The organism is Cupriavidus sp. GW822-FHT06G04 (assembly GCF_058799075.1).
In genome coordinates this window covers 146,441-168,256 of the sequence record NZ_JBXALD010000004.1, presented here as the reverse complement: position 1 = coordinate 168,256, position 21,816 = coordinate 146,441, and the positions used below count along the sequence as shown (strand labels likewise).

General features: G+C 64.6%; 21 protein-coding genes. 12 read left to right on the top strand and 9 right to left on the bottom strand.

Annotated elements, in window-relative coordinates:
- Window positions 1-37 precede the first annotated feature (37 nt).
- Together eno and ftsB are read left to right on the top strand one after the other, a co-directional pair.
- Window positions 38-1,327: a phosphopyruvate hydratase gene (gene eno, locus AC1RKI_RS11155; protein WP_061956082.1), complete on the top strand. Its 1,290-nt coding sequence runs from the start codon at window positions 38-40 to the stop codon at window positions 1,325-1,327.
- A 231-nt stretch (window positions 1,328-1,558) separates the two neighbouring features.
- Window positions 1,559-1,900 (top strand): cell division protein FtsB, encoded by a 342-nt coding sequence (ftsB, locus tag AC1RKI_RS11150; RefSeq protein ID WP_061956084.1) that lies wholly within the window; start codon window positions 1,559-1,561, stop codon window positions 1,898-1,900.
- A 41-nt stretch (window positions 1,901-1,941) separates the two neighbouring features.
- Here ftsB and AC1RKI_RS11145 read toward each other — a convergent pair whose 3' ends face one another.
- The 3 genes from AC1RKI_RS11145 to AC1RKI_RS11135 all read right to left on the bottom strand — a co-directional run bounded on the left by AC1RKI_RS11145 (window position 1,942) and on the right by AC1RKI_RS11135 (window position 4,026).
- A complete protein-coding gene (locus AC1RKI_RS11145) occupies window positions 1,942-2,343 on the bottom strand; it encodes a hypothetical protein (protein WP_227459768.1) in 402 nt (133 codons plus the stop codon).
- A 110-nt stretch (window positions 2,344-2,453) separates the two neighbouring features.
- Complete coding sequence (gene hslO / locus AC1RKI_RS11140; RefSeq protein ID WP_150981491.1) at window positions 2,454-3,458, bottom strand: Hsp33 family molecular chaperone HslO; 1,005 nt, start codon at window positions 3,456-3,458, stop codon at window positions 2,454-2,456.
- Between the two features lie 43 nt (window positions 3,459-3,501).
- Window positions 3,502-4,026 (bottom strand): gamma carbonic anhydrase family protein, encoded by a 525-nt coding sequence (locus AC1RKI_RS11135; RefSeq protein WP_061956090.1) that lies wholly within the window; start codon window positions 4,024-4,026, stop codon window positions 3,502-3,504.
- Between the two features lie 144 nt (window positions 4,027-4,170).
- Between AC1RKI_RS11135 and AC1RKI_RS11130 the strand changes: the two genes are divergently transcribed.
- Complete coding sequence (locus tag AC1RKI_RS11130) at window positions 4,171-5,019, top strand: ferritin-like domain-containing protein (RefSeq protein ID WP_492795349.1); 849 nt, start codon at window positions 4,171-4,173, stop codon at window positions 5,017-5,019.
- Here the strand turns inward: AC1RKI_RS11130 and AC1RKI_RS11125 are convergent.
- Window positions 5,016-6,746 carry an acetate--CoA ligase gene (locus AC1RKI_RS11125; protein WP_492795347.1) on the bottom strand — a complete coding sequence of 577 codons (1,731 nt, stop codon included), beginning with the start codon at window positions 6,744-6,746 and terminating at the stop codon, window positions 5,016-5,018. The genes AC1RKI_RS11130 and AC1RKI_RS11125 overlap by 4 nt on opposite strands.
- 145 nt (window positions 6,747-6,891) lie before the next feature.
- Between AC1RKI_RS11125 and AC1RKI_RS11120 the strand changes: the two genes are divergently transcribed.
- Window positions 6,892-7,785, top strand: a complete 894-nt coding sequence (locus tag AC1RKI_RS11120) for an alpha/beta fold hydrolase (protein ID WP_150981487.1) — start codon at window positions 6,892-6,894, stop codon at window positions 7,783-7,785.
- A 51-nt stretch (window positions 7,786-7,836) separates the two neighbouring features.
- Here the strand turns inward: AC1RKI_RS11120 and AC1RKI_RS11115 are convergent, their stop codons facing one another.
- Window positions 7,837-8,904, bottom strand: coding sequence for an NAD(P)/FAD-dependent oxidoreductase (locus AC1RKI_RS11115; protein WP_061956094.1), 1,068 nt, complete (start codon window positions 8,902-8,904; stop codon window positions 7,837-7,839).
- Between the two features lie 116 nt (window positions 8,905-9,020).
- Between AC1RKI_RS11115 and AC1RKI_RS11110 the strand changes: the two genes are divergently transcribed.
- From AC1RKI_RS11110 to AC1RKI_RS11080, 7 genes are all read left to right on the top strand, one after another.
- Window positions 9,021-9,866 (top strand): 3',5'-nucleoside bisphosphate phosphatase, encoded by an 846-nt coding sequence (locus tag AC1RKI_RS11110; protein ID WP_084003950.1) that lies wholly within the window; start codon window positions 9,021-9,023, stop codon window positions 9,864-9,866.
- A gap of 34 nt (window positions 9,867-9,900) precedes the next feature.
- A complete protein-coding gene (locus AC1RKI_RS11105; RefSeq protein ID WP_061956099.1) occupies window positions 9,901-10,539 on the top strand; it encodes an L-threonylcarbamoyladenylate synthase in 639 nt (212 codons plus the stop codon).
- Between the two features lie 94 nt (window positions 10,540-10,633).
- On the top strand, window positions 10,634-11,299 hold the full coding sequence (locus tag AC1RKI_RS11100) for a site-2 protease family protein (RefSeq protein ID WP_061956101.1): 666 nt from the start codon (window positions 10,634-10,636) through the stop codon (window positions 11,297-11,299).
- A 110-nt stretch (window positions 11,300-11,409) separates the two neighbouring features.
- On the top strand, window positions 11,410-11,997 hold the full coding sequence (locus tag AC1RKI_RS11095) for a class I SAM-dependent methyltransferase (RefSeq protein WP_492795343.1): 588 nt from the start codon (window positions 11,410-11,412) through the stop codon (window positions 11,995-11,997).
- A 147-nt stretch (window positions 11,998-12,144) separates the two neighbouring features.
- Entirely contained in the window at window positions 12,145-13,029 is an 885-nt protein-coding gene (gene dapA, locus AC1RKI_RS11090; RefSeq protein WP_061956105.1) for a 4-hydroxy-tetrahydrodipicolinate synthase, read from the top strand.
- 58 nt (window positions 13,030-13,087) lie between these two features.
- Window positions 13,088-14,338: an NlpB/DapX family lipoprotein gene (gene bamC, locus AC1RKI_RS11085; RefSeq protein WP_061956107.1), complete on the top strand. Its 1,251-nt coding sequence runs from the start codon at window positions 13,088-13,090 to the stop codon at window positions 14,336-14,338.
- Window positions 14,339-14,408: 70 nt separating this feature from the next.
- A complete protein-coding gene (locus AC1RKI_RS11080; protein WP_227459760.1) occupies window positions 14,409-15,197 on the top strand; it encodes an MBL fold metallo-hydrolase in 789 nt (262 codons plus the stop codon).
- A 101-nt stretch (window positions 15,198-15,298) separates the two neighbouring features.
- On the opposite strand, the gene AC1RKI_RS11075 is transcribed toward AC1RKI_RS11080, so the two are convergent.
- Together AC1RKI_RS11075 and AC1RKI_RS11070 are read right to left on the bottom strand one after the other, a co-directional pair.
- Complete coding sequence (locus AC1RKI_RS11075) at window positions 15,299-15,535, bottom strand: hypothetical protein (RefSeq protein WP_084003951.1); 237 nt, start codon at window positions 15,533-15,535, stop codon at window positions 15,299-15,301.
- A gap of 199 nt (window positions 15,536-15,734) precedes the next feature.
- Window positions 15,735-16,943 (bottom strand): ribosomal protein uL16 3-hydroxylase, encoded by a 1,209-nt coding sequence (locus tag AC1RKI_RS11070; protein ID WP_492795339.1) that lies wholly within the window; start codon window positions 16,941-16,943, stop codon window positions 15,735-15,737.
- 11 nt (window positions 16,944-16,954) lie between these two features.
- On the opposite strand from AC1RKI_RS11070, the gene AC1RKI_RS11065 reads away from it, so the two are divergent.
- Window positions 16,955-17,488 (top strand): FKBP-type peptidyl-prolyl cis-trans isomerase, encoded by a 534-nt coding sequence (locus AC1RKI_RS11065; protein WP_061956110.1) that lies wholly within the window; start codon window positions 16,955-16,957, stop codon window positions 17,486-17,488.
- Between the two features lie 245 nt (window positions 17,489-17,733).
- On the opposite strand, the gene AC1RKI_RS11060 is transcribed toward AC1RKI_RS11065, so the two are convergent.
- Together AC1RKI_RS11060 and mutS are read right to left on the bottom strand one after the other, a co-directional pair.
- Window positions 17,734-18,780: a hypothetical protein gene (locus AC1RKI_RS11060; protein ID WP_492795338.1), complete on the bottom strand. Its 1,047-nt coding sequence runs from the start codon at window positions 18,778-18,780 to the stop codon at window positions 17,734-17,736.
- Window positions 18,777-21,389 (bottom strand): DNA mismatch repair protein MutS, encoded by a 2,613-nt coding sequence (gene mutS, locus AC1RKI_RS11055; protein ID WP_492795558.1) that lies wholly within the window; start codon window positions 21,387-21,389, stop codon window positions 18,777-18,779. The genes AC1RKI_RS11060 and mutS overlap by 4 nt, the downstream gene beginning before the upstream one ends.
- Window positions 21,390-21,816 lie beyond the last annotated feature (427 nt).

Below are 21,816 nucleotides of genomic sequence, written 5' to 3'. Positions count from 1 at the left end.
CGCAGCAGATTGAAGATTCAACGTCCTGAGAGGAAATATGAGTGCAATCGTAGATATCATCGGTCGCGAGGTTCTGGACTCGCGCGGCAACCCCACCGTCGAATGCGACGTGCTGCTGGAATCCGGCGTGATGGGCCGCGCGGCTGTGCCGTCGGGCGCGTCGACGGGCTCGCGCGAAGCCATCGAACTGCGTGACGGCGACAAGTCGCGTTACCTGGGCAAAGGCGTGCTGAAGGCCGTCGAGCACATCAACACCGAAATCTCCGAAGCGATCATGGGCCTGGATGCGTCCGAGCAGGCGTTCCTGGACCGCACGCTGATCGAACTGGACGGCACCGACAACAAGGGCCGCCTGGGCGCCAATGCCATGCTGGCCGTGTCGATGGCCGTGGCCAAGGCTGCCGCCGAGGAAGCCGGCCTGCCGCTGTACCGCTACTTTGGCGGTTCGGGCGCGATGCAGATGCCGGTGCCGATGATGAACATCGTCAACGGTGGCGCGCACGCCAACAACAGCCTGGATATCCAGGAATTCATGATCATGCCCGTGTCGCAGACCAGCTTCCGTGAAGCGCTGCGTTGCGGCGCCGAAGTGTTCCACGCGCTCAAGAAGATCCTGTCCGACAAGGGCATGTCGACCGCGGTGGGCGACGAAGGCGGTTTCGCGCCGAACTTCTCGTCGAACGAGGAATGCCTGAACACGATCGTGCAGGCCGTCGAGAAGGCCGGCTACAAGGTGGGCGAGGACGTGCTGCTGGCGCTCGATTGCGCGGCCAGCGAGTTCTACCACGAGGCCGAGGACGTGTATCAGCTGGACGGCGAAGGCCTGAAGCTGTCGTCGACGCAGTTCGCCGATTACCTCGCCAACCTGTGCGACAAGTTCCCGATCGTTTCGATCGAGGACGGCATGGCCGAAGGCGACTGGGAAGGCTGGAAGACGCTGACCGAAAAGCTGGGCAACCGCGTGCAGCTGGTGGGCGACGACCTGTTCGTGACCAACACCAAGATCCTGAAGGAAGGCATCGAGAAGGGCATCGGCAACTCGATCTTGATCAAGATTAACCAGATCGGCACGCTGACCGAGACGTTCGCCGCCATCGAAATGGCCAAGCGCGCGGGCTACACCGCCGTGATCTCGCACCGTTCGGGCGAAACCGAAGACAGCACCATCGCCGACATCGCCGTTGGCACCAACGCCGGCCAGATCAAGACCGGCTCGCTGTCGCGTTCGGATCGGATCTCGAAGTACAACCAACTGCTGCGCATCGAGGAAGATCTCGGTGACATCGCCACGTATCCGGGCAAGAGCGCGTTCTACAACCTGCGTTGATGTCTGACCCCGGGGCGGGTCATGGCCTCGGAATAAAAAAACGCCGTCACTGGTCTCCAGGGCGGCGTTTTTCTTTGTTGGGATGTGGGGTGAATGCAGCGGTATCGTTTCGGGTGTGGGCAAAGTTGCGCCTTGTATCTTCTTTTGTTTTGCAATCTTTGATCGCTTGGTGGATCATTGATGGCGGTCATAAACGGCCGACCGCCAATTTTCTTTGCGCCTTTTGCCCCAATGCGCCTGATTTCCCTGCTGCTGTTCGTTCTTCTGCTTGCCATTCAGTACCCGCTATGGCTGGGCAAGGGCGGCTGGCTGCGTGTCTGGGACCTGAATCGCCAGGTCAACGAACAGACTGCGCACAATCAGGCGCTGAAACTGCGCAATGCCAAACTCGAAGGTGAAGTGAAGGATCTGCAGGACGGCACAGGCGCCATCGAGGAACGTGCGCGGTACGAATTGGGAATGGTCAAGGAAGGCGAGGTGTTTGTGCAGTTCGTCGCGCCCGCGCCGAAGGTCAGCGCCACGCCGCCGCTGCCGCCGCCGCCCAACTCCGTCGCTGGACGCGGCGGCCACTGATTTCCGCTGTCACCAAGGCAGGCGCGCCGCCGCGCGCTGCATCACCACCATCCGTACGGATAGCCACCCCAGCCATAGCCGCCCCAGCCGGGCGAGCTGATGCCCACCCCACCGCCCCAGTGGCCGCCGCCCCAGCCGCCGTAGAACAGGCTAAGGCTCGTATTCGGATAGGCATAGGCCGCGCGGCTCCAGGCGGCTGCCTGTTGCTCGCTGGCCATGACGGTGGCCTGCTCGCGAAGGAGCTGCTGGTTCAGCGCGCCAAGCCGCTGGCGCTCGGCCTCGCTCAGCGGGGCGGGCGCGATGGCGTCTGGGGCAAGCCGGGCCGTGGCCGGTGCGCCGTCGATGTCGCGTGGGACAGGGGCCGCACAGCCGGCGACCAGCGCGGCCGTCGCCACGGCGCCGGCCAGCAGGAGCGGGGATCGAGAGCGGATGGACGCAATCATTTCAAACTCCGATAGCTATCGCGTAAAAGATTGCCATTGGACCCCTCCGACAGTGCGTGTGGTTCCGCACGCAGGTCGACCTCCCGCAACTGTCGAGCAACTGTCGCGCGTCAGTGCTGCTGATTCGCGCCGTCGCCAGCGCCGGTCGCTACCGGGGCGGTGAACAACTGCGCCGCGTCGACCGGGTCGAAGGCATAACGCTGGCCGCAAAAATCGCAGTGAATTTCCACTTCGCCACGCTCGGCGATGATGCTTTCGACTTCTTCCTGTCCGAGCGATTGCAGCATCCCCGCCACTTTGGCCAGGGAGCACGAGCATTGGAAGTGCGGCGTCATCGGCTCGAATACGCGCAGGCCGGCATTCTGCAGCTCTTCCCAGAATAGGCGTCGCAGCAGCGTTTCCGGCAATTCCGCCAGCAGTTCGTCCGCTTTCAGCGTGGCGCCCAACTGGCAGGCGCGATCCCATGTATCGAGATCCTGCGCGCGGCCTTCGGCGTCCAGCGGTGCACCGGTCTCGCCGACTTCGGCGCCGAGTGTTCCGCCGTATGAGGGCAGTTTCTGCAGCAGCATGCCCGCCGCCACCTGATCGTTCGACGCCAGCCACAGCCGCGTGTCCAGCTGTTCGGACGCCTGCATGTAGTGCTCCAGCACTTCGGTCATGGTGGCCAGCGGCCCATGTTCGTCCGCCAGCGGCACGATGCCCTGGTAGGGCTGCTGGCCCGGCAGCTTGTCCTGCGGGTCCAGCGTGATGGCGAAGCGGCCCTTGCCGTGCACGTTGACGAGCTGTTTCAGCGACGCATCGTCGGCGATCTCGGCGTTTTCGGCGATCTTGGCAGTCGCGCGCAGCGAGAGATCCGACAGGCACTCGACCACCAGCATGCGCACCGGCCCGTCGCCATGCAGCTGCATTACCAGCGCGCCATTGAACTTGAGATTGGCCGACAGCAGCGCCGCGGCTGCCATCATCTCGCCCAGCAGGCGCCGCACCGGCGCCGGGTAGGCGTGCCGGTTCAGCACTTCTTGCCAGGTGGCCTCCATGCGGACCAGTTCTCCGCGTACGGGGGCCGCGTCGAACAGGAATTTCTGGAGGGTGTCGGGATTGGAGGAAGCAGTCACGGTTCTGTGGATCTTTGTTGCGTTGATGCGTTGCCGGCGAGTGTCAGCCGATACGCTTGAGTTCGGTCTTGTAGACGGCCTGCCGCTGCGCATAGGTCTGCGCGTTGCGATAGAGGTTGGCGACGTCGTCGTCGGTCAGTTCGCGCACTACTTTGGCGGGCGCGCCCAGGATCAGCGAGCGGTCCGGAAACACCTTGTTTTCGGTGACCACGGCGCCCGCTCCGACCAGGCATTCCTTGCCGATCACGGCGCCATTGAGCACCACCGCCTGGATGCCGATCAGCGAACCTTCGCCGACCGTGCAGCCGTGCAGCATGGCTTGGTGCCCGACGGAGACCTTGTCGCCCAGCGTCAGCGGCCGGCCCGGATCGGTATGCAGCACCGAGCCTTCCTGGATGTTGGTGTCTTCGCCCACCACGATCGGTTCGTTGTCGCCGCGGATCACCACGCCCGGCCAGGCGCTGGCACGCGCCTTGAGCGTCACGTTGCCGATGATGGTGGCTTCGGCCGCGACATAGGCTTCGTCGTGAATGGTCGGGGCGATGTCGCCGAGCTGGTAAAGCGCCATGGGGTCTCCTGCAGGAATGGGTGTAATTGGGGGCCGCCGCGCGGATTAAAAGAGCCGGGCAAAGCGTCAGGCAAGGCGCCAGAATCCGATGCCGGCATGGTTTCAGCCAGGCTCTACAATGGCGGCTTCCCGAATTTTACGCCTATGCCAGTGATCGCACCTGCCGACATCGCTGAACCGCCACTTTCCGCCCGCCGCCGCGCGCTGGAAGTGTTATGCATGACCGATGCCAGGGCCAAGGCGGCCGCGGCGCGCTCGCTGTACGCGGCGCTGCGGGCCGCTACTGGCATCGTGATCGATCCGGATGAATGTCTTGTGGCAGAGCCGTCCCGCGTGCCGGGCCGACCGGCACTTCCGGAACTGGTTCCGCCGCAGCAGGTCGAGCGCCGGCGATCGATCCACACCACGGCCGGCCGGGCCAACATGATCCACGCGCTGTGCCATATCGAATTCAATGCGATCAATCTGGCGCTGGACGCGGTGTGGCGATTTCCGGGCATGCCGCTCGACTATTACCGCGACTGGCTGCGCGTGGCCGACGAGGAGGCGTACCACTTCAGCCTGCTGGCCGATCACCTTGAGACGCTGGCGGCGTCCTATGGCGATTTTCCCGCGCACAACAGTCTCTGGGAAATGACCGACAAAACGTCAGGCGATGTGCTGGCGCGCATGGCGCTGGTGCCGCGCACGCTGGAAGCGCGCGGGCTCGACGCCTCGCCGCCGGTGCGCGCCAAACTGGCCGAAGCGGGCGACGCCGCGGCTGCAGCCATCATCGACATCATCCTGCGCGACGAAGTCGGGCATGTGGCCATCGGCAACCATTGGTATCGCTGGCTGTGCGCCCAACGCGGGCTGGAGCCCGTGGCCACGTATGCGCAACTGGCGGCGCAATATCGCGCGCCCAAGCTGCGCGGTCCGTTCAACTTCGAAGCCCGGCGCGCGGCCGGTTTCGACGAGGACGAACTGGCGTGGCTGACGGCCTCGGCCGGCTAGCTCGCCGCGCCCTTCTGCGCGCGCTCCTGTTCCATCAAACGCAGTACGCGGCGCTGGATCTTGCCGGTCGTCGTCATCGGCAACTGGTCGATAAATTCGATCGCCTTCGGATATTCGTAAGGCGCCAGCTGGCCGCGCACGTGCTGCTGCAGTTCGCTCACGAGCGCCGCGTCGTTATCGAACGACCTCGCGATGGAAGGCGTCAGCACGATGAACGCCTTGACGATGGCGCCGCGCTCGGGATCGGGCGACGGCACCACGGCGCAGTTCGATACGGCTGGATGCTTGAGCAGGCAGTTTTCGATTTCGCTCGGTCCGATCCGGTAGCCCGATGACTTGAATACGTCGTCGGCGCGGCCCTGATACCAGAGGTAGCCATCGGCGTCGACGCGCGCCAGGTCCCCGGTGCGGCACCAGCGCATGCCGTCGTATTCCGCATACTTGCCGGCCGTGGCGGCTTCGTTCTTCCAGTAACCGAGGAAGAAGACCGGGTCCGGATGGCCGTGGATGTCGTTTGCGCATACGGCCACTTCGCCGTCTTCGCCGGGCGCACACGGTTTGCCGTCTTCGTCGATCACCGCCACGCGATGGCCAGGGTAGGGGCGTCCCATCGATCCGGGCCGCGCGGGCCAGCCAAGATGCGCGTCGTCATTCTGCGCGGTGCAGTTGCCGACGATATAGTTGATCTCGGTTTGGCCGAACATCTCGTTGACGGTCACGCCGAGCGCTTCGCGGCACCACGAAAACACGGTCTCGCCAACCGCTTCGCCCGCGCTCATGATCGAGCGCAGCTTCAGCTGGTAGCGCTGCGCTGGCGACGGGCACGCCTTCATCATCTGCTTGAGCGCGGTGGGAAACAGGAACGTGTTGGTGACGCCATACCGTTCGAGCAGCTCGAACGCGTGCTCGGCCGAAAAACGGCCCTGATAGCCGACGATCGGCTTGCCGAAATAGAGCGCTGGCATTAGGGCGTCCCACAGCCCGCCGGTCCAGGCCCAGTCGGCGGGGCTCCAGAACACGTCGTCGTCCTGCGGATACCAGTTCTGCGAGCAGACGAAACCGGTCAGATTGCCGATCAGCGCGCGGTGCGGGATCACCGCGCCCTTGGGCGGCCCGGTGGTGCCGCTGGTGTAGATCAGCACCGCCGCTTCGTCGGCCTTGGTTTGTTCGGCCGTGAATTCGGGCAGCTGCGCGGCCAGCAGCACATCCCAGTCCAGATCGCCGCGTCCGGTGGCCGCGCCCACCCCGATCAGCGTTTTGAGCGTCGGGCATTCGGGCCGCGCCGCCAGCAGGTTGTCGATCGACGTCTCGTCGCCGATTGCCACGCGCGTCTCGCTATGATCGATGCGGTACGCCAGCGCTTCGGGCCCGAACAGCATCGACAGCGGCATGGCAATCGCGCCGAGCTGGTAGACCGCCATCCCGGCGATCACGGTCTCGATACGCTGCGGCATCACGATCGCGACACGATCGCCGCGCCGCACGCCGATTTCGCGCAACGCGCGCGACAGCCGGTTGGCTTCGGCCTGGATATGGGCGTAGGTGTATGACGCGCGCCTGCCGTCTTCGTGTTCGGTGTGGACCGCGATGCGGGACGCCGTGGCCGGGTCGCGCGCCCAGCGTGTGCAGCAGACATCGGCCAGGTTGAAGTGCTCGGGCACGTTCCAGCGGAACGATTCGTACAGCGCGTGATAGTCGTCACGACGCGTGGCCGGCAAGGCGGTCATGCAATGTCTCCATGGTTGTGGCCTGCGCGGGATTTGGCGTTATGGCTATAATCCGGCAAGCGAACGATCGTTCTATTTTTATCCGGGCCGCCGCGTGGCCATGCCGTGCGCGCATAAGAAGACCTGGGCACAGAGGGTAGACACCATGACCATCACGGAAACTTCGCGTTCCGAATTTATCACGCTGCGCGGCCTGCGCACGCACGTGCGCCAATGGGGGCAAGCCGGTGCGCCGAAGTTGTTCATGCTGCACGGCTGGATGGATGTGGCGGCGTCGTTCCAGTTCCTGGTCGACGCATTTCAGCACGACTGGCATGTGATCGCGATGGATTGGCGCGGGTTTGGCGAAACGGACCATCCCACGCGCTATCCGGGCACGCAGTCATACTGGTTTCCCGACTATGTGGCCGATCTCGAGGCGCTGCTGGACCACTATCAGCCCGATGGCCAGGTGGATCTGGTCGGACACAGCATGGGCGCCAATGTCGCCTGCATTTATGCGGGCGTGCGGCCGGAGCGCGTACGGCGCGTGGTCGATCTGGAAGGTTTTGGGCTGACGCGCACGCGGCCCGAGCAGGCGCCGGGACGCCTGCTGCGCTGGCTCGACGAGATGCGCGAGCCGCCCGCGCTGAAGACCTACGACAGCGAGGCCGCGGTGGCGGCACGGTTGCAGAAGACCAATCCGCGCCTGCCGGACGACCGCGCCGCGTTTCTGGCCGCGCACTGGTCGCGCCGTAATGAGCAGGGGCGTTGGGAGATCCTCGGCGACGCCGCGCACAAGATGACGAATCCGACGCTGTACCGCATCGACGAGATCATGGCCATCTGGGCCAAGGTCACGGCGCCGGTGCTGCATGTGGAGGCACGCGATTCGGCAACTCTCAAGCACATCGCGCACAAGCAGGACATCGACGAATTCCGCGAGCGCTTTCGCGCGTTCCCCGATTTTCGTGAAGTGTTCGTCGACGACGCCGGCCACATGCTGCATCACGATCAGCCGCAGGTCGTGGCGAAACTGATCGAGGATTTTCTGCGCTGAGCGCGGCGCGTTGCATCGGACGCTGGCTCGCAATGGCCGCGGCCAAGCCGCTCAGCCGTGGGTCAGCTTTTCTTTCAGGGCGGGGTTGTTGCTGGTATGCATATGCACCAGCGCCTTGTTGGGAAACGCGTAGTGGTATGCCTTGCGCAGCGCCAGCGCGGCTTCGTGGAAGCCCGACAGGATCAGCTTCTGCTTGTTCGGATATACCGCGATGTCGCCCGCCGCGAAGATGCCGCGGCGCGAGGTTTCATACGTGGTGGTGTCTTCAATGGCGATGCGGCCCGCGCGCATGTCCAGATCCCATTGGGCGATCGGGCCGGGCTCGGAAACCAGCCCGTACAGAGCCACCAGTTCGTCGGTTTCCAGCGTTCTTTCGCCATCGCGCGTCTTGATGCCGGCATGCGTAAGTGCGCCGGTGTCGCTGGTGTGCAAGCTGCCGAGCATGCCGACCACGAAATCCATTTCCCCGGCTTCGACCGCCGCGCGCATCGCATTGACCGTGTGATCGGCGGCGCGGAAACCCTCGCGTCGATGCAGCAATGTCACGCGCGCGGCCACCTTGCGCAGCGCCAGCGCCCAGTCGAGTGCGGAATCGCCGCCGCCGGCCACGATCACGCGCTTGCCCGCAAAACGCGACACATCGCGCACCGCGTAATGCACGTGGCGATCTTCGAGCGCGGCGGCTTCCGGCAGCGACACGCGTTGCGGCGCAAAGGCGCCCGCCCCGGCGCAGATCAGCACCGCGGCGACATCGAAGCGCTTGCCCGCATCGGTGGTCACCAGCATGCGGGGATGGCCGTCGGCGTCCGTGATGTCAGTGACAGAATCTGCGCGCTGGCTGAAGTGCATCGGAAATGCGAACGGCGCGCATTGTTCGAGCAACCGATCGACCAGATCCTGGGCCAGGCAGCCGGGCACGGCCGGAATGTCGTAGATCGGCTTTTCGGGGTAGAGCTCGGTGCACTGCCCGCCGGCGCGGTCCAGCACGTCGATCAGTTCGCATTTGAGCCCCAGCACGCCGGCCTGGAACGCCGCGAACAGGCCCACCGGCCCCGCGCCGACGATCAGCACATCGGTCCGGACGGGTTCATGGGGGTGGGCGAGGGGAGCGGTGGACATGGCGGGCTGGGGAGTCTTGAAACAGGGCCCCATCATACCTTGCACAGGGCGGCAATCCGGACACGCCACCTTTGCCGGGAGGGCTAAAAACGCTTGTCGGGAGTAGAATGGCCCCCATGAAAAACGCGCACGACATCAACGCCGACCTGCACTGCCATTCGACCGTGTCCGACGGGATGCTGCCGCCGTCCGACGTGGCTGCGCTTGCCCATGCCGGCGGTGTGCAGTTCTGGGCGTTGACCGACCACGACGAAGTCGGCGGCCAGGCCGAGGCGCGCGCCGCCGCCGAGGCGCTGGGCATGCGTTATGTGCCGGGCGTCGAGATTTCGGTCACGTGGGCCGGGCAGACGGTGCACATCGTGGGCCTGCAGATCGACCCGTTCCATCCCGATTTGATCGACGGACTGGCCAAGACCCGCGATGGCCGCGCGCGGCGCGCGCAGGACATCGGCGAGGCGCTGGCAAAGGTCGGGATTCCCGGCGCCTATGAAGGCGCGTTGCGCTATGTCGGCAATCCGGACCTGATCTCGCGCACCCACTTTGCGCGCTGGCTGGTCGACGAAGGCCGTTGCAAGACCATCGGCGACGTGTTCAGCGAATATCTGTCGGAAGGGCGCCCCGGCTTTGTGCCGCACCGCTGGTCACGCCTGTCCGAGGCTGTCGGCTGGATCCGCGCCGCGGGCGGCATCGCCGTGATGGCCCATCCGGGCCGCTACAACTACACCGACACCCAGCACGACGCGCTCTTCGACGAATTCACCGAGCTGGGCGGACGCGCCGTCGAGGTCGTGACCGGCAGCCACACGCCCGACCAGTTCCGGCGTTATGCCGACGTGGCGCGGCGCTACGGCCTGATGGCGTCGCGCGGGTCGGATTTCCACGGTCCCGGCGAAGGCCGCGTGGAGCTCGGCACGCTGCCGCCGCTGCCCTCCGACGTCACGCCGGTCTGGCACGATTGGTGACCTGCGTCCTTTTCCAAGGTTATTTCCGCGCCCCATGTCACAGTACTTCGAAATCCATCCGGACACCCCGCAGGCGCGGCTGATCAAGCAGGCCGCCCAGATCGTGCGCCAGGGCGGCCTGATCGCGCTGCCTACCGATTCCAGCTACGCGCTGGCCTGCCAGCTTGACGACAAGGCCGCGGTCGAGCGGCTGCGCCGGTTGCGCGAAATCGACGACCGTCACCATCTGACGCTGATGTGCAGCGACCTCTCGGAACTCGGCAACTTCGCGCGGGTCGACAACCGGCAATACCGCTGGATCAAGGGCGCCACGCCCGGCCCCTACGTGTTCATTCTCGAAGCCACCAAGGAAGTGCCGCGGCGCCTGTCGCATCCGGCGCGCAAGACGATTGGCGTGCGCGTGCCCGAGCATGCGGTCGCGCTGGCATTGCTGGGCGAACTGGGCCAGCCGCTGATTTCGGCCACGCTGCAGATGCCTGGCGACGAAGCGCCGATGAACGATCCGTCAGAAATCCGCGCCAGGCTGGAAAAGCGGCTCGACCTGGTGATCGACGGCGGCCCCGCGCCAGCCCAGCCGACCACGGTGATCGACCTGACCAGCGGCGAACCGGAGTTGATCCGTGTGGGGCGCGGCGACATCGAACGATTCGGACTGAATGCCGCAGCCGCCTAGCTTGTCCTGATGGCTGCGTTTTTTGATACATGGCGCGCAATACGCCGACATACCGGACAGCCTGGCGCTCCGGTAGCCCAATAGAATAGGCCGCATGGATTCCTCGCTCGTCCAGACTTTCGCTGTTTATGCCTTGCCCGTGTTGTTTGCCATCACGCTGCACGAGGCGGCGCACGGTTATGTCGCCAAGTATTTCGGCGACGATACGGCCTGGCGGCTGGGGCGCGTCAGCCTGAATCCGATACGGCATATCGACCCGATCGGCACGGTGGCGGTGCCGTTGCTGCTTTACTTCCTGACCGCCGGGCAATTCGTGTTCGGCTTCGCCAAGCCCGTGCCCGTGGTGTTCAGCCATCTGCGCAACCCGCGCTGGCATGGCATGTGGGTGGCGCTGGCTGGCCCCGCCAGCAATATCGTGCAGGCGTTTTTCTGGGCGCTGGTGGCCGTGGGGCTTTCGTTGGCGCAGGTCCAGGAGCCGTTCTGGAGTCAGATGGTGCGGGCCGGCGTGATCGTGAATACGGTCGTTGCCGCGTTCAATTTGTTTCCGATTCCGCCGCTCGATGGCGGACGCGTGCTGACGGCGTTTCTGCCGCGCCGGGCCGCCGAAGCAGTCGCCCGCATCGAACCCTACGGCATCTTCATCGTGCTGGCGCTGGTGGCGGCTGGCGTCATCACGCAGATCTGGATGCAGCCGGTGATGACCGCGTTGCTGTCGCTCGTCGAACTGATGCTGCGGCCGGTGCTGATGGTGCTGCAGTGACGGCCATCGGTTCGCGTGTCGCCGGGGCACCTGTTCCCTGTTTCCGGTTTGCCTGTTCCCGGTTCACTCGTGCCGGCCTGCGCAATCCCGTTGCCGACTGTTAGTCCCGCATGATTCCGACACACTTCCCAACTGGCGCACCTTCCACCTGGCTGACCCGCTGGGCGCATTTGATCCGGCCCGGCGGCCGCGTGCTCGATCTCGCCTGCGGCAGCGGCAGGCACGCCGCATGGCTGGCGCAGCGCGGCTTTGCCGTGCTGGCTGTCGATCGCGACGCCGCGGCAGTTGGCAGCCTGCCGGACGGCGTCGAGGGTCGCGTGGCCGATCTGGAGCAGGGCGCGTGGCCGCTTGACGATGCCGGTCCTTTCGATGCGGTGGTCGTCACGAACTATCTGCATCGTCCGCTCTGGCCGCATCTGCTGCGGGCCGTGGCGCCGGGAGGCGTGTTGATCTACGAGACCTTTGCGGCGGGCAACGAAACCGTGGGCAAGCCGTCGCGCCCCGATTTCCTGCTCAGTCCCGGTGAACTGCTCGATGTGGCGCGCGGGACCCTGCGCGTGATCGGCTATGAGGACGGCACACTGGACGCGCCGCGCGTGGCTTTCGTGCAGCGCATCTGCGCCGTGCGTGAAGACCTCTGCGCCACGCCCGAGGCCGGCCGGCAAGTGCCGCCGGCGCGCTACCGGCTGCCCGTGTGACGCCTGCGCGCCGGCCCGGGCGGTGTCAGCGCCACCGCGTCGCCACACGTTACCTGCGCTAACGTTTTCCCTCATTGATAGGGGGCGCGAACGTACTAAGGGTTCCGGTACAATCCCGGTTGTTCGAAATTCCGACTTCCCAGAGCTATGACACAGATTACCGGCAGCATCGTGGCCATCGTCACCCCGATGCATGAGGATGGCAGCCTGGATTTTCCGGCCCTGCGCGCCCTCATCGACTGGCACGCGGCGGAAGGCACCGATGGCATCGTGATCGTGGGGACCACGGGCGAGTCGCCGACCGTCAACGTCGAGGAACACTGCGAACTGATCCGCGTCGCCGTTGAACAGTCGGCCGGACGGGTACCGATCATCGCCGGCACCGGCGGCAATTCCACGCGCGAAGCGATCGAGCTGACGGCCTTTGCCAAGAAGGTGGGCGCCGACGCCTCGCTGCAGGTCGTGCCGTACTACAACAAGCCGACGCAGGAAGGCATGTACCGCCATTTCCGCACCATTGCGGAAGCCGTGGAACTGCCGGTGCTGCTTTACAATGTGCCCGGCCGTACCGTGGCGGACATGACCAACGAGACCATCCTGCGCCTGGCGCAGGTGCCGGGTATCGTCGGCGTCAAGGAAGCCACCGGCAATATCGATCGTGCCGCGCAACTGATCAAGGGCGCGCCGCAAGGGTTTGCGATCTATAGCGGCGATGATCCGACGGCGGTGGCGCTGATCCTGCTGGGCGGTCATGGCAACATCTCGGTCACCGCCAACGTCGCGCCGCGCAAGATGCACGAAATGTGCATGGCTGCGCTCAAGGGCGATGTGGTGACGGCGCGCCGTCTGCACATGGAGCTGATCGACCTGAATCGCGCCATGTTCGTGGAAGCCAACCCGATCCCCGTAAAGTGGGCGCTCCAGCAAATGGGCAAGATGGAAGGCGGTATCCGCCTGCCGTTGACCCCGCTGGCCGAAGGTCAACACGAAACCGTGCGCCGCGCGCTGGCAGCGGCTGGCCTGCTGGGCTGAAATTCGCCGGCTGAACGTTCGGCTATTTGCCGATTCTTGAAACCAGGATTACGTGTCAATGAAACAGAAGCTTAACCGTCGCGCCGCGACGCAAGTTCGCCGCGTCGCAGTGGTTGCGCCCGTGTTGGCGCTGACGCTGATTGCCGGCTGCAGCAGCATCAACGAGGCTATGCAGCCCGACAAGATCGACTACAAGTCCCAGGGCAAGAAGACCGCATCGCTGGACATTCCGCCGGACCTGACCAAGCTGGAAGGCGATCGCCGCTATACCGTGCCCGACGCGGCCGGTACCTCGACGCTGTCGACCTACCAGCAGGCCAATAAGACGCGTGAAGCGGAACCGGCCAACAACGTGCTGCCGAGCGCGCAGGGCATCCGCATGGAGCGCGACGGCAACCAGCGCTGGCTGGTGATCAGCAACGGCATGCGCGCCGACCAACTGTGGGAGTCGCTGCGCGGTTTCTGGCAGGAAAACGGCTTCCTGCTGACGCAGGATTCGCCGCAGACCGGGATCATGGAAACCGACTGGGCGGAGAATCGCGCCAAGATTCCGCAGGACATCATCCGTAACACGATCGGCAAGGTTTTCGACGGCCTGTACTCGACCTCCGAGCGCGACAAGTTCCGTACGCGCGTGGAGCGTGCACAGAACGGTCAGCTTGAAGTGTTCATCAGCCATCGCGGTGCCCAGGAACAGCTGACCGGCATCGACAAGTCCACCACGGTCTGGACGCCGCGTCCCGCCGATCCCGAGCTCGAAGCCGAATTCCTGTCGCGCCTGGCCCAGCGCCTGGGCGTGCAGAAGGAGCAGGCCGACATGATGGCGAAGAATCCGACGCCGGCCGGCATCGGCGCCGCTCCCGCGAATGGCGCATCGGCTCCGGCAGCCGCTCCCGCAGGCGCGGCTGCCGCAGCGGCCACCGGCGCAGCGGCGAGCGCGGACAGCAAGTCGTTCCTGAGCCAGGTTAATGGCACCCCGGCATTGCAGTTGCCCGAGCCGTTCGACCGCGCATGGCGCTCGGTGGGACTGTCGCTCGATCGCGTGAACTTCACCGTCGAGGATCGCGATCGCGCGCAGGGCCTGTATTACGTCCGCTATGTGGATCCGAAGCAGGCCGTGGACGATCGTGGCTTCTTCTCGAAGATCTTCACCAAGGCCAACGACGGCAAGACCGCGAAGAAGTACCGCGTGGCGCTCAAGGGCAGTGGCACCGGCACCACGGTGACGGTGCTCAACGACGCCGGCCAACCGGAAAATACCGACATCAGCAAGCGCATTCTGTCGCTGCTGGACGAACAGCTGCACTGATGGCTGCAAATGCAGCCGAAACGATGCCGACGGCGCCCGCCGTCGGGCATCGCCTCAAGCGAGCGCATCAATGATGCGCTTTGCTTTTTTGGGCAGCGGCAGTGAAGGCAATTCGCTGCTGATCGAGGCCAGCGATGGCACAACCGTGACGCGCGTGCTGCTCGATTGCGGCTTTGGCATCAAGGAGACGGCGTTACGTCTTGCGCGCCTGGGCGTGACACCCGACCAGCTCGACGCTGTGCTGGTGACGCACGAGCATGGCGACCATGTCGGCTCCGCTTACGCCTTTGCCGCGCGCCATGCGCTGCCGGTCCATACCAGCCACGGCACCTGGCTGGCAACTTCGCACATGCGCGGCGCGGATCGGGCCGACGTGCGCGTATGCTGCGCCGATCATCCATTCGCGATCGGCGGAATCGAGATCCATCCCTACACGGTGCCGCACGATGCACGCGAGCCATTGCAGTTTGTACTCACTGACGGCGCAGCGAAGCTTGGCGTGCTGACCGATGCGGGTATGGAGACGCCTTATGTCACCGCGCGGCTGGCAGGCGTCGACGCATTGATCCTGGAATGCAATCACGACCGTGAAATGCTGCGTAATTCGGCCTATCCGTTTTCACTGAAGCGTCGCATTGGTGGGGATTTCGGCCATCTGGCCAACGATATTGCCGCAAGTATTCTTTCGCAGGTACTGCACGACAAGCTGTCGCGCGTTGTGGCGGCGCATCTGAGCAAGCAAAACAATACCCGTGAACTGGCATCGGGAGCGCTGGCTGCGGTGCTGGGCGTGTCGCCCGAGGAGATCCTGATCGCGGATCAGGCCGAAGGATTGGGCTGGCAGCCGGTGCGGCCATAATCGCCGAAAACCTGACCCCACGAATGTGGGGAGGCCCGGATAATCGCGGGAAATAAAAAAGCCGACCCGAAGGTCGGCTTTTTCAATCGGTTAAAAACCGATTACTGCTTGGCAGCCGGAGCCGAAGCGTCAGCAGCCGGAGCCGAGGCGTCAGCAGCCGGGGCCGAAGCATCAGCAGCCGGAGCAGCGGCAGGAGCCGATGCGTCAGCAGCAGGAGCGGCAGCGGCCGGAGCCGAAGCAGCGGTGTCAGCGGCCGGAGCGGCGGCTTCTTCCTTCTTGCCGCAAGCGGCCAGGGCAACAGCAGCCAGCAGGGATGCGATCAGGAGAGACTTCTTCATTGTTCGTCCTTTAACTTTTAATAAAACGAAAACAGGCGATGAATAATTACCGGTAATTATCGCTCTTGTACTGCAAATATGAGGCTCTCCCGGGTGCCGACAGTGCAGTGGTCCACAGTACTAGCCAGCGGGCGATTATATCCGCGTTTTCCCGCCTTGTGTACAGTCGAAATTTGCCGGTTCACTCTGTTACGCATTATTACACCCGTACCGGCGCAAATTGCATCCACCCTTCCATCGCCCAGTCGTGGAACGTATCCATCAGATCGGGCAGGGCAGCGCAAGCATCGACTTCTTCCGCGGTCAGTTGGCGTTGATCTGCCAGCCGCCGTAGCCACTTGGCAAGTGGGGCGGGCGGCTCGTACGCTTCGCCGTTCAAAAAGAAATGCGTGCGATCGTAGAGCGCAATCGTTCCGGGAGCAAGTACCACGCCATGTTGTTTGGCAAGTTTTGCGAACTGCTTGAGCGTAATTTCTGCAACGTCGTTGAATTGCACCGACTGCTTGGGCTCCGACAGATACGACCCGAGGAACTCGGACACCATACCCGAATTCCACTTGAGCGCCTGCAACTTTTCGGACACGGCGCGGGCCAGCCCGGGAGGCAGTTGCGCTGGCGTGGAGGTCGCGGCCTCGCCTGCGTCCGCGTAGCGGCCGTCAAGTCCCTCGTTGCCTTCCACGGTCTCCGAAAGCCAGGCCAGAAAATGGCCCGCAAGTTCGCGATATGCGGGAGCCCGGAAGCCGATCGAGGCGGTCATGCATTCGCCCTGCGCGACGCCGTCATGCGCGTACTGCGGCGGCAGGTAAAGCATGTCGCCCGGTTCGAGTACCCATTCCTGCTCGGCGCTGAAGTCGGCGAGGATCTTCAGCGGCATGTCCGGAATCAGATCCAGCTTGGTCTGTGACGAAATCCGCCAATGGCGGCGGCCCGATACTTGCAGCAGGAACACGTCGTAGGAATCGAAGTGCGGCCCCACGCCGCCGCCATCGGTTGCATAACTGATCATGACGTCGTCGAGCCGCGCATCCGGTATGAAGCGGAACTGGCTCATCAGGTCTGCGGCGGCCTGGTTGTGCAGATTGACGCCCTGTACCAGCAGGGTCCATTTGTTGGTCTTGCGCGACGGGAGATTGTCTTCGGCGAAGGGACCGTGCTCGAGCTTCCAACGGTTGCGAAAGTACGACACCAGTCGTGATTCAACATCCTCTTGATCGGCCAGATCAAAAAGCGCTTCGCGCGACACAGGTGGCACGATTCCAGGCACAGCCTGTCGAATCAGCAATGGTTTGCGGTGCCAGATATCACGCATGAAGGCCGCGGGGGTCATGCCCCCGAGCAGCGTGAGCGGCGCGTCGGGATCAATGGGTCCCGCAGGCAAGGCCTGCGCGTATAATGCGGAATCGCTCATGGAGTCAAGAATTGAAAATCGCTAAGAACACGGTGGTGTCCGTGGTGTACAAGCTGTCGGACGCGCAGGGCAATCTGATCGAAGAGTCCGATGAGCCCATGGTCTACTTGCACGGCGGCTATGATGGCACGTTCCCCAAGATCGAGGAAGCGCTGGACGGCCACGATGCTGGCTTCGAGACCCAGTTGCAGCTCGAACCCGACGATGCGTTCGGTGACTACGATGCGGAACTCGTGAAGGTCGAGCCGCGCGATCGCTTCCCGGAGCCGCTCGAAGTCGGCATGCAGTTCGAGGGCGTGCCCGAGGACGGCGATGACGAGGATTCGATCGTCTACACGGTGACTGACGTTGCCGAAGACAAGGTGGTGCTCGACGGCAACCATCCGCTGGCCGGCATGGCGCTGCGCTTCTGGCTCAAGGTTTCCGAGGTGCGCGAAGCCACTGCCGAGGAAGTCGAGCACGGCCACGCGCATGGCGCATCGGGAATCGAAGTGGTCGACGAAGACGAAGACGGAGACCAGGAAAGCCCGCGAACCCTGCACTGATCCCTGATCCCTACAAGCTAATCTGGGCGATACGCGACAGGTCATCGCGGACATGAGAAAGCCGGCAATTTTGCCGGCTTTTTCTATACTTGGCCCCCGCTCGCGACCCATGCCAACTCTTGAGGCAGATCAGATGAAATGGCGGGCAATACAATGGGCGTCATAGGGCGGACGTCATTGAGCGAGTGTCAAACGGCGAGTGTCAAACGGCGAGTGTCATACGGCAAGCGGCCGTGACGCTCCGGCTATTTTGCTCCCGGCGCATCCTGCAGTTCCACCTGAAAGACGGATCGTGTGTCCGGCGTGATGACCAGTTCGGTCCAGCGCGATGGCGTGCCGATCGGCAAGGCGACACGTGTGAAATTGTTGACGACCTTTCCCGACGCATCGCGCAGGGGTTTGTCGACGCTGAAACCGTTGTCGCTGGCATGGACGAGCAATACCTGCCCCGCATACTTCGTCGCCAGTTCCCGCAGTTGCCGTTTGAACTCGAGGTATCCATCGCGCGACTTCCTGCGCAGAAAGCCGTCGAGCAACGAAGGCTTGCCGTATTTTTCCCACCCGTTGCCAAACAGCGGATCGGCATGCGCAATCACGACGATGCCAGGTAAATCGCGCTGCGCCGCCACCGAGAATGCGCGGCTCAGCCATTGGCGATTGGCTTCGCGGCGGTCTTCGAATTCGCCGTTGCGGCCGCCTTCGCTGCGATAGTGATTGTTGTCGCCGGGTAGATTCAACCCCACCACGAGCACATCGCCGATGACCAGGCGGACGTTCTCGCGAAAGCTCCGGAACATCGCCTGGTCCGACTGGCGCACCACGGGCAAGGTGCGCCGCCCCAGCGTGTTGTCGATCGGGAAGAACAACTCGCGCAGCCTGTTCAGCCGTTCCACCGCATCGAATCGGCCATTGATCGGTTTCTGGCATTCCGCCCAGTCGGTCTCGCCTGGAACGTAGAGCAGCGGTAACGGCGAGTCATCGAGCACGCGCAGGCGCGCGCCCAGCACCGCGTCGCCGCAAGATTCCGTATCGCCCTTGATGCCGCCAGCATGCACGATCAGCGACACCTGCTGCGCATTTATCGAATCGAACAGCGCGGTCATCTGGGCTTCTGCCGCCGGCCATTGCGGCACGTCGGCGATCAGCGCCAACCGGGTGATCGGCGCGGCTGCCTTGGTCGGCGGCGCCACCTTGCTGACGCGAGCCGCGAAAACGGGCGCCGCAGCCGCTGCCGCGCAGGCCAGGATGACCGCCATGACGACGGTCTGCGGGACCGGATGCCGGGCGCTCATACCTTGCGCGCGGTCTCCGCCAGCGCCTTGAGCCGGTACAACGCGTCGAGCGCATCGCGAGGCGATAGGCTGTCCGGGTCGAGATCGGCCAATGCATCGAAGGCGGCGGCCTGTTCCGCCGACAGGCGGTGATCGGCGGTGCCGCCGGGTACGTCGTCGATGTCCTCGTCGGTCGGCGCGGCTGGCGCGGCGAACAGATCCATCTGGGGCGTCGGCGTCGCGTCGGCCGATTGCTGTTCCAGCCATGCCAGATGCTTGCGCGCGGCACGTATCACCGGCTGCGGAACGCCCGCCAGTTGCGCGACCTGCAAGCCATAGCTCTGGCTGGCCGGTCCGTCCTGGACGGCGTGCAGGAAAACGATGCCGTCCCCGTGCTCCACCGCCGACAAGTGCACATTGGCCGCTTGCGGAAATTCCTGCGGCAGTTGTGTCAGTTCGAAGTAGTGCGTGGCGAAAAGCGTGTGGCTGCGATTGTGCGACAGCAGATGCCGCGCGATGGCCCAAGCCAGCGCAAGGCCGTCGAACGTGGAAGTGCCACGGCCGATTTCATCCATCAGCACCAGGCTCGACGGCGTGGCGTTGTGGAGAATGCCGGCGGCTTCCGTCATCTCGACCATGAACGTGGAACGACCGCCGGCCAGATCGTCGGCCGCGCCAATCCGCGTGAAGATGCGATCCACCGGCCCGATGATGGCGTGACGAGCCGGCACCCACGCGCCGACACACGCCAGCAGCACGATCAGCGCGGTCTGGCGCATGAACGTCGATTTACCGCCCATGTTGGGGCCGGTGATCAGCAGCAGCTTGCGCGCTTCTGTCAGATGGCAGTCGTTGGCGATGAACGCGACCGATTCTGCGGCGAGCTGGCCTTCGACCACCGGGTGACGGCCCTGTGAAATGTCGATGACGTTTTCGCTCACCCGTTCCGGCTGGGTCCAGTCGAGCGTCTGCGCGCGCTCGGCCAGCGTAGCCAGTACATCGAGGCGCGCCAGCGCGCCCGCCACGCGGCGCAGGCTGCCGATATGCGGCAACAGCGCTTGCAGCAATGCCTCGTACAATTGCTTCTCGCGCGCCAGTGCGCGGTCCTGTGCGGACAGCGCCTTGTCCTCGAAGGCTTTCAGTTCAGGCGTGATGTAACGCTCGGCGTTCTTGAGCGTCTGGCGGCGACGGTAGTCGTCGGGCACCTTGTCGGCCTGCCCGTTGGTGACTTCGATGTAGAAGCCATGCACGCGGTTGTATTCGACGCGCAGGTTCGCGATGCCGGTGCGTTCGCGCTCGCGTGTTTCGAGATCGATGAGGAACTGCCCGCAGTTTTCGGAAATGTCGCGCAGTTCGTCGAGATCGGCATCGTAGCCTCGCGCGATGACGCCGCCATCGCGGATCACGGTCGACGGTTCCTCGGCCACGGCGCGGATCAGCAGGTCCAGGCAGTCCTTCGGTATTTCGAGTTCTTCCAGCGTCTGCGCCAGCAATGCCGATTCTTCGGCGTTGGTGATGCAACCCTGCACCGCTGGCAGCGCGCGCAATGTGTCGCGCAACGACGAAAGATCCCTGGGGCGCGCCGACAGCAGCGCCAGCCGGGCCGTGATGCGTTCCACATCGGAAAGCTTGCGCAGCGCCGTGCGTACGGTGTCCGGGCCCTGGGCGATCAGCGTGCCGATTGCCTGTTGTCGTGCGCGCGGCAACGCCGGGTCGCGCAGCGGATGATGCAGCCAGTGACGCAGCGCACGGCTGCCCATGGTGGTCGAGCAGGTGTCCAGCAGCGAGAACAGGGTAGGGGATTCGCCGCCGCGCAGCGTCTCGGTCAGTTCCAGGTTGCGACGCGTGGCACTGTCGAGCCCCACGAACTCGGACTCGCGCTCGACGATCACGCCTTGTACATGGCGCAGCGATTGTCCCTGCGTGGTCGCCGCATAGTTCAGCAGCGCGCCGGCCGCGCCGAGCGCGGCGCCCAGCCCGGCGCAGCCGAACGGCTCCAGGCTGGCTACGCCGATCTGCTCGCGCAGACGGCGCGTGCCGGCTTCCTGGTCGAAGTGCCATTCCGGCAGCCGCGTCCGGGCGCAGGTCAGCGCGGGCAGCTCGATGCCGTCCGCATACAGCAGCTCGGCCGGGCGCACGCGCTCGAGCTCCCGTGCGAGAACGCCGGCTTCGCACTCCATCAGGCGCAGTTCGCCGCTGGCCAGATTCAGCCATGCCAGGCCGGTCTTGCCGACACCGCGCCGCGTGGTCTGCTGATGCACGGCCATCAGGTAGGTGTCGACCTTGTCGGGCAACAGCGCGGCGTCGGTCAGCGTGCCGGGCGTGACGATGCGCACGACCTTGCGTTCCACCGGCCTCTTGCTGGTCGCCGGGTCGCCAATCTGTTCGCAGATGGCCACCGATTCGCCAAGCTTGACCAGCCGGGCGAGGTACTGGTCGACCGAGTGAAACGGGATGCCCGCCATGCGGATCGGCACGCCGCCCGACTGGCCGCGCGCGGTCAGCGTGATGTCGAGCAGCCGGGCAGCCTTCTCGGCGTCGTCGTGGAACAGTTCGTAGAAGTCGCCCATCCGGTAGAACAGCAGCGTGTCCGGGTGGTCCGCTTTGATGCGCATGTATTGCTGCATCATTGGCGTCTGCTTGTCGGCCTTGTCCGCCTTGTCTGCCTTGGTGGACTTCGTGCCGCGCGGGCCACTCGTGCCGTTGTCGGCGCCTTCGGCGGCCGCCAGCGCGGCGGCGGAAAACGCGCCGTCGGCGTTGTCGAGCGGTTCATCCGCTGGCGCGGCGGGATTGGAAAGGGTTTCTGCGGACATGCATTCCTCACGGGCAACGCCCCGAATGGGGTTGCCGATATATCGGTAGCCGCGGATCCTGGCCGGGCGCTGCGGCTGTGCCGGCAGCGCTCCCGGCCGGGCCGCGACGCAAAGCGGCATTTTACTGCCAGCCCACGGCCGCCGACCGATCCCCGAGTCTCATTCTCGAATGAGATTCTTCGCTTTTTTTGGATTCTGGACCGGTGCCGGGGATGTTGCGTCGACGGCGGGGCGGGTTTGCCAC